Source organism: Pedobacter sp. 01T416_2, assembly GCF_056398925.1.
In genome coordinates this window covers 1-7,786 of sequence record NZ_JBFTQI010000228.1, presented here as the reverse complement: position 1 = coordinate 7,786, position 7,786 = coordinate 1, and the positions used below count along the sequence as shown (strand labels likewise).

Sequence of the window (7,786 nt, the reverse complement as noted above, 5' to 3'; positions counted from 1 at the left end):
TAGCTACACCGTTACTTATGGCCGAAATGGAACCAGCGGTATTTCGCAGACTAAAACTTTTGACGATGCTGACCAATGTTTAAAAACCGCAGAAAAACTGCTGAGCGAAAAAACAAAGAAAGGTTATTCCGAAACGGGTGAAGTAATTATCAGCCAGGTGCTATCCACACCTAAAAAAAGTGGAGGTAAAGATGTAACCGAAATATTAAATGCTTACGACGCCATTTTGATGGAGAGAAATCTGGCAGCATTATTACCATTTCTGCAACAAAACGCCAAAGGAAATATAGAAGTACTTAAAAGGCATATTAAAGCTAAAAAACGGCACTGGATGACTTATATTGACCTTAGCAATGAACCAGGGTTTAAGTCTGCAAGCCATAGGTGGGGTACAAGAGGGGATGAGAAATTAAGAGATATTATTACACTTACCGCCATCGGCCTACTGAGCAAAACAGATATTATGGCCTGGGATGAAGCTTTCGACATATTGGAAAAAGCGAAAGACCCTCAAATTTTAGCCATTTTGCAATGGGCGCAACCCGATTGGATTAACGATTTTATTCTCGATAAAGTGAAAAAAAGCGAGTGGCGGAATTTTAGTTACCAAACCTTGCGTTTCCTCGAAAGTCATGCTTTAATTAAACCATTGCCCGAACTGTATACGTTGTGTTTAGGCCGCTTTAGGGAGTGGTCGTCTAAAATAAAGACAAGAGATTTTATCAAATATATACTGAACGATGAGTTGGCCTATACACGCGATGTACCCAATTTATACTACTACGAAACCGGGATACAGAACAATTACTTCAGAGATAACGATACCCAGGCATATAACGAATTTTCTATATGGGAGATTATCTACAACGCCCTATTGCAGGATGGGAAACTAGATCGGCAACAGTTTATAGAACAGGCCATTTTAATCCAAACCAAAGATTGGAACAACAACCTTAAATCTTTTTATCGAAAAAGATTAAGCGATTTAAATCCTACTGCTGCAGAGCTTGTGCTTTATCAGGAATACCTTTTTGCTTGTTTGCAATATGCTTTTGCACCAGTTGTAAATGCATCGGTAGCGTTGATCAAACAGATTTATGAAGAGAAAAAGTTTAACACCAACTCTTTTCTCGATTGGCTTGAACCTTTGATGATGAGCAACGATAACAAAACGGCCATTAAGAACATTCTGCCTGTTCTGGAGAAACTGAATAAATCACAACCCAAATTAAACAAAAGGATCACTTCTCTGATTGCTGATACTTATGTGGTGCCCGATCTTAACCTGCAAGAAAGGGCAAGTAAACTGCTCTTAAAAATAGCAGCACCAAAAGATATTGCATTACACGAAAAATTATCAGGTTATTCGGCACTGATGTTGGGAAATGTCCGCGCGGGCTTAAGCAGTTTGCTCGCGGCCGAAGATTTTCTTGTTGCTGATGACGCTTTAGAAAGCTATCATTTTAAACATAAACAGGAAAAGGTGCTAAATGAGCCCATTGTATTGCCGAAGGATTGGAATGATGTGGTATATTTATTCGGCAAATTTATTGCTTCAGAAGAAATAGCCGATGCCGAGATACTACTAAATACCTACATCACCCAACAACATTTATTCCCTGCTGATTATGCCAAACAATTAGCCCCTTACGGACAACAGGTTGAAAAGAAATATTTTGAAAGTGTTCATAAAACTTATATCGCCACATTTCTGCGCGAAAAAATAAAAAATATCGGTTTTGTGTTTACCATAACACAAAATACCTATCATAAAATCAAAACGCTCCTGCTCATCAGGCCTTATTTAGATATCGTGCAAAAAAGAATGGCTGGCAACATCCGCCTACCCATGCTTTCTTTCCCTACACACTATCCATATTGGGTGGCTCCAAAAATACTTTTAGAAAGATTAATTACCTATCATGAAAATGAAGAAGAAATCAATGCACTCGATTTAACTATTGCCATTAGCCGCATGCCACGCGAACAGGTAGAAGAAGCGGTTCCACTTTTAGAAAAGCTTAACGGCGAGCTTAAACAACTCATGGCCTTTTGTTTGGGCACTACAAAAGATATTACGATTAAAAGCGATAGTATATTTAATAAACTGTTGACGAAAATGGGAGGTTCAACAGAGGCCGGCTTAAAAAGCGTGTGGGCAATGGCCGCCAGAATGTACTATCCCGATGAAACCTTTGCCGTATTTAACAATACTTACCTCAAAGATTATCCAATGGCTGTTTCTCCGTTTAAGCCCGAAATAAGGATTAAAGAAAAGTGGAACGAGTATACGAATTATCAGACCAAGAAAATAGAAAGATCAGCATCGTGGTACGAGCTAAGCTTCGATTTACCCCCATTTACTACAGTACATGGTTCTTTCTTGCCAGCTTTAGATTTATATGGCCGAAAAAACAGTTGGGAGTATATGATGAACAGCGAAGGCAATGTTTATTACTGGAACAGCCTGATGCCGCAGCATAATGATGCCCTGAGTTGGTTTATACTGCGTTCATCATGCTTGCATGCCAGCGGGGGTGCGTCAGAACTTAAAGGTTTCCTTCATGTAATCAACAGTACAGGATTCCGTTTTTCAGATGTCTCGATGTTGGTTTTTGCCTGTATGTTTTTTATGGATAAAAAAGAAGTCCGTTTAATGGCTTCAGAAGTATTGATCAACCTGGTCGAAAAACGGATTATCGATCTGGATCTTTTGGCCACAAAGCTTGCTTATTTAGCCTCAAATAAATATGGGGCATTTTTACGTCTGGTAGAAAGTATTGGGGCATTAAAAGATGTTTCTGCCTTGCACAATTCTGCATTTCTACAACTGCTTGAAAACTTGTTAAAACACCTGGTTATTGCAGAAAAGCTTCCTGTAAACTTTAAAAAACTGGTTGAGCATTATATAGATATGCTTTACAAAACCAATAAACAACCTATGCCAGAGGCTATTGCATTTTTCGAAAGATGGAAAGACAATGCTTCCCTTAAGGGTTTAATTAAACAAATTATTACAGCTTAACATGACCGACCTACAATATCACTACAGTGGCGTTTCTGCCTTTACCAAAACTAAAGGAATTAATAGTTTAGTTTTAGCCCACCAAACCGAAATAGAGGCCGTAAACAATATCCCCTGCTTTTTTTGGGGAAGCTTAACCRATCCTTATGTTACCGCTAAATGCTGGAGCACCATTGCTAAAGTAGTTAGATCAAGCTTTGGTCCAATCCCTCCAAGTTTACGAGATCCCATTGTTACTGCCGGTACTGAACGCATCAGGTTTGAAGGTTTTTCTTCATGCAACGGCGTATATGTTAGACTGGACATGAAACCCGAATCTATAGATGGTGAATTTATTGCAAGCGGCACTACCAATGTCGATTTTAACGATCCCATGTTAAATGCCCTGAACAGCATCCAGAAAAACGAAAAAGTAACCCTGGCGGTGGGCCAGCAAGAAGTACAGGTAATTACCAGCAAAACTAAAGTGACAGAAAAAAAGGTAACCTTACCCACCCGTTGGATTAAGGGCTTAACCAGTGTACAGCTTTATCTTGCTGATATGGACCTAAAATTTGAACTGAATAAAATACAAACCATACAACTTTTTCAAAACCTGCCAAAAGGAACAGTTAAAGGCGATTTCTTTATTTCGAAAAGGGCAGGCAAATTTATGTTTTCGACACTGGCAACCGCTGATGCCGTGCGTATAGGGGGCTTACACAGGCTCCGCTTATTAGATGGTATTTTAGCTATTGCCGATAAGGTTTACATTTACGAATCTGCCGATAAACAGACCGTGGCCTTTGTATATGAATTTGGTAAAATGCAATTGCTTATGGCTTTCTCTCCCGATGCATACCGCGGATTTTCAGGTGAAGGAAAGGCACTTGAACAGATGACGGAAAATTTACCGGTTGAATGGGTATACGGACTGAACAGTTTACTCAAAGCAAACGAAAATTTCGACCCTACCTTACTTTCCATCGAGCACGATATCGATTTTGGTACAATGGACCAGCTCACCTCAAGCTTATCATCAATCGGCTTACTCGGTTACGATTTAATGGGCAGAAGCCATTTTTATCGGCAGCTTCCTTTTAAAACGGAACGCATATTAACTTTAAACCCCCGGTTAAAAAATGCAAAAAAACTGATTGATGAGCAGCAGGTTCAGATCCTTAAAAAAGAAAACAGTTATATCGAGGCTGAAGTTAAAGGCACTGGTGTATTACACAAGGTTGTTATCAATAAACAGGGTTACCGCTGTACCTGCGAATGGTTTACTACCTACCAGGGTAAAAGAGGTATTTGTAAGCACATTTTGGCAGTAAAAATGGTTGCCGGATAGATAGCTGATTTTAGCTCTTTTAACCGCAATTTCGTGGAGAAGAGCGCGCAAAGAATACAAAGCAGGCGGTTATTTTTGCGCTATTAACTTCGCCCCTGGTCCTCCGACTTTCGGACTCTTTGCATTTTTTACCACCGAGACCGCAGAGAAAAAGCACGGAGAACATAGAGATGCTTCCGGCGTAGCGCTGGTCTCAATCTTAACTCCTTAATGGTGAAATACCCTGATCTTTTAACCGCAATTTCGCAGAGTCTAGGCACGGAGAACACCAAGCTAGGCGGTTATCTTAATGTTCCTAACCTCTTAATGGTAAAACTATCTTTTGTAAACCAACTCCAGACTTCCAACTCTGGACTGATCAATCGACCAGGCACTTAAATGATCTTATATTTCTTATAAGGTAAAAACTCAAAAACGGCTCAATCTTTGCTTCTACCGAAGCTTAAATTTCATAAGGAAAACCCATTTTAGCTCATGAACAAATTACAAGCACTATCCCAAAAATCAAGATTCGCTATTTTAATCCTCATTACACTTTTTTTCTCCGCATGCTCCGAAACCCCGGAACATTTCTTCGACATTACGATCTTAAACACCAATATGATCAACGATTTTGCYAGCCCTGATCTGGCCCGCCACCTCAACGACGAAACCAAAGAATATCCCGATATCCCATCCAGTAAAAAGAAAGGCAACGAAGCCACCACCAGCCTCAACAACAAAATTTTATACCTCGAGCAATCGCTCGAAAAGGTAAAAAAGCTCTCCACCTCGGGCGATGAAGAAAAAGAAATTAAAGCCCTTTCGCAGCAATTGTACGAACTGGTCATCCCCGTTTATAAAAACGAATACCTGGCTTATGCCAAACTGTGCGACAGTAAAGGCAGCCAAAGTGCCAAAGATGAAATTATTAACAGCATCGACCAGAAATATGGCGCCCGCTTTGAGCAAAATTTTAATGCCTTAATGGAAAAAGGTAAAGCCTACGCCCAAAAAAACAACATCCAGGTAAACTGGGGCCAATAAAACAGGTAATGGTTTAATCCAGGTGTGATGCATTTGGGTTACACCATGAATAGCCGTTAAATACATTTCATAGCCCAATAATAGGTTAAACTTATTGTTGGGCTAATTTCGTTTTAGATAAATGGAGCAAACTATCATTAGTTGTATGTCCATTCTTTTCGTCGCTCACTTTTCTCTTAATTCTACTTACCCCAAAGCCACAGATGCTTATCAAAAAGGCGGCGCAGATAAACCAGACTAAATGCGTTAATATATATCTTGGATAAGAATTATATTTGGTATGCACATATGAACTCATAGGCCTTAATCGCCTTGCTGTATCTACAGGATGTATTCCACTATCAGTATAAAACTCAGGATTATTTCCAATCTTAATATGCCAAACTTTCCCTACCGAATAATTGGTCATCGTATCATGTAAATTAATTCTGCGTTGCCGTTTCAGTGCTTGAAGGTTTAATTTGATTGTAGGAACACCAGCCTTTTGTTCGCCTTCTTTTACTGGTTCATAATGGTCGCCATCCCAATACATGTATTTTTCATCAGGATTAGGCATCCTAATCGTTGTAGACCAATTTTCCCAAATCGTAAAAGCAATACTGCCGATAAAAATTAAGAAAATACATGAAACGACAATATAACGTGTAAGAAATAATTGTTGTGTTAGGAGATTATTCGGCTTGGTTTTACGTTCACCAGCTCCCCGTCCATTATCCTTTCCTCTTACTAAGGTCGAATAATAAATACCACTTGGTCTAGGTTGGAAATCTATTAACCAGGCTAAAAGGTCTGTATTCTCTTCGCTAGTTTTCCCTGTCTCTCCTTTAATGTGGTTGCATAAAGCCTTAAAATCATCTGGCTCTGAATCATTGATAACCTTCCGATAATCATCGCACTTCATCTTATCTACTTCAAAAAACACTGATAGTATATCAGCATCGTTTGGAAGTATATCAGCTTCCTTTGGAATATATCTACTATCATAAACCTTTAAACAAGCTGTTCTTAATCTTGTAGTGGTTTCTTTAGGTAAAATTGTATAAAGCTCCCCACCATCTCTCATCTTTTTATAGGTAGCCAATACTAAGTCTTGATAATCTTCAGGCATTTTTCAAAAAATTTAAGCGTAAAAATAGAAATGGAATTTTTGGAACCCTTACGGTTTTCCGGAATTCTATGGAATTTAAAAAGAATTATTTAGAATCTTCGGAATTATCTGAAAACTAGCGATTTAAAGCTAAGATATTTGTCCTAACATTTAATTCAAGCAACGATTCAAACAATAATCCAAGCAAAGAATCAACTGTTAAAAACGAGTAGAAATCGCGGTAGTTAATAGCCGGTTTGGGAAGCAGTTATTGGCTCCCGCGACAGACACTCAACACTTCCCAAAAATTTCAGAAGGCCTTCTGATTTACAAATCGTAGCAAACCCCGCGAATGGTCGCGGGGAACTACTGAGTTAATCATTTCTAAAATTTTTGAATCATGTTTTTACCATTATTTATTGCTATCCTATTGGGATTAGCTACTCCATCAAATACAAACCATTCTGCATCTTGTGGCGGAACAACAACTGTAAATACTACTGATACGGATCCTGGTGATCCAGGTGACCCAGGAGATACGGACCCAGGTGACGATGGCACTGGAGGTGATACAGGGCAAAACCCTCCAAGGTAACATCTTTTACAAGGAAGATGGCTTATGGCCATCTTCCTTTTTTTGTACTAACCTTTTAAAAATCCCACACCCTTCCAACCTAGCTTTATGATCTATATCACAATGATTTGAAAAAATATTATTGCCGTTACAGAATCTACCTGAGAACAAAAAATTGAATGAATAAAACCTTCTTATTTTTTGTATTTTCGGATAAAAAATAGCCTCTTGAAACTGCTTTTCTCATTTATCCTTCTGTTCTTCCTATTTTCTTGCAAAGAAAAAGAAACTATAGGAAAGAAATTTAATAATCCATACTACGATATAGCAAAAAAGTATCGAGATAGTGGAAAGCCAGATAGTGCCTTTATTCTATTTTATCAGGCAAAAGAATTCGGACTCCAGAATAGAGATAGCTTGAGCGTTGCCAGTAGCTTAATTAATATGGCAATAATACTAACGAACGAAGGTGATTACTTTAGCGGTCAGGAAACCTCACTTCAAGCCAATAAATATCTGAATGAAAATAATCCAAAGCATCACTACTATTTAGGATCTAATTATAACAATTTAGGTATTGCCACATACAATTTAAAAGATTATAATAATTCATTAAAATTATATCATTCAGCCATAAAGTTTTCTGATGATCCCCTAGATACCCGTATGTATTTAAATAACGAGGCAAAAGTGTACCAAGAAATAAAGGATTATCATTCAGCACTAAAAATATATGATCAGATC

The 7,786-nt window shown here is 38.4% G+C and carries 6 protein-coding genes; 5 read left to right on the top strand and 1 reads right to left on the bottom strand.

All coding sequences use genetic code 11. The annotated features are described in order from the left end of the window. The 3 genes from AC1DPQ_RS11535 to AC1DPQ_RS11525 form a co-directional block, all read left to right on the top strand. Positions 1 to 3,025, top strand: a 3,025-nt coding sequence (locus tag AC1DPQ_RS11535) for a DUF6493 family protein (RefSeq protein ID WP_477609369.1), incomplete at its 5' end; no start/stop codon positions are given. Between the two features lies 1 nt (position 3,026). Then, positions 3,027 to 4,355, top strand: a complete 1,329-nt coding sequence (locus AC1DPQ_RS11530) for an SWIM zinc finger family protein (RefSeq protein ID WP_477609367.1) — start codon at positions 3,027 to 3,029, stop codon at positions 4,353 to 4,355. A 474-nt stretch (positions 4,356 to 4,829) separates the two neighbouring features. Continuing rightward, positions 4,830 to 5,381: a hypothetical protein gene (locus AC1DPQ_RS11525; protein WP_477580030.1), complete on the top strand. Its 552-nt coding sequence runs from the start codon at positions 4,830 to 4,832 to the stop codon at positions 5,379 to 5,381. A 91-nt stretch (positions 5,382 to 5,472) separates the two neighbouring features. On the opposite strand, the gene AC1DPQ_RS11520 is transcribed toward AC1DPQ_RS11525, so the two are convergent. Next, positions 5,473 to 6,489, bottom strand: coding sequence for a hypothetical protein (locus AC1DPQ_RS11520; RefSeq protein WP_477580028.1), 1,017 nt, complete (start codon positions 6,487 to 6,489; stop codon positions 5,473 to 5,475). A gap of 379 nt (positions 6,490 to 6,868) precedes the next feature. On the opposite strand from AC1DPQ_RS11520, the gene AC1DPQ_RS11515 reads away from it, so the two are divergent. Together AC1DPQ_RS11515 and AC1DPQ_RS11510 are read left to right on the top strand one after the other, a co-directional pair. After that, complete coding sequence (locus AC1DPQ_RS11515; protein WP_477580026.1) at positions 6,869 to 7,063, top strand: hypothetical protein; 195 nt, start codon at positions 6,869 to 6,871, stop codon at positions 7,061 to 7,063. A gap of 207 nt (positions 7,064 to 7,270) precedes the next feature. Continuing rightward, positions 7,271 to 7,786 (top strand): tetratricopeptide repeat protein (locus tag AC1DPQ_RS11510; RefSeq protein WP_477609365.1); only part of this gene is annotated, 516 nt, incomplete at its 3' end.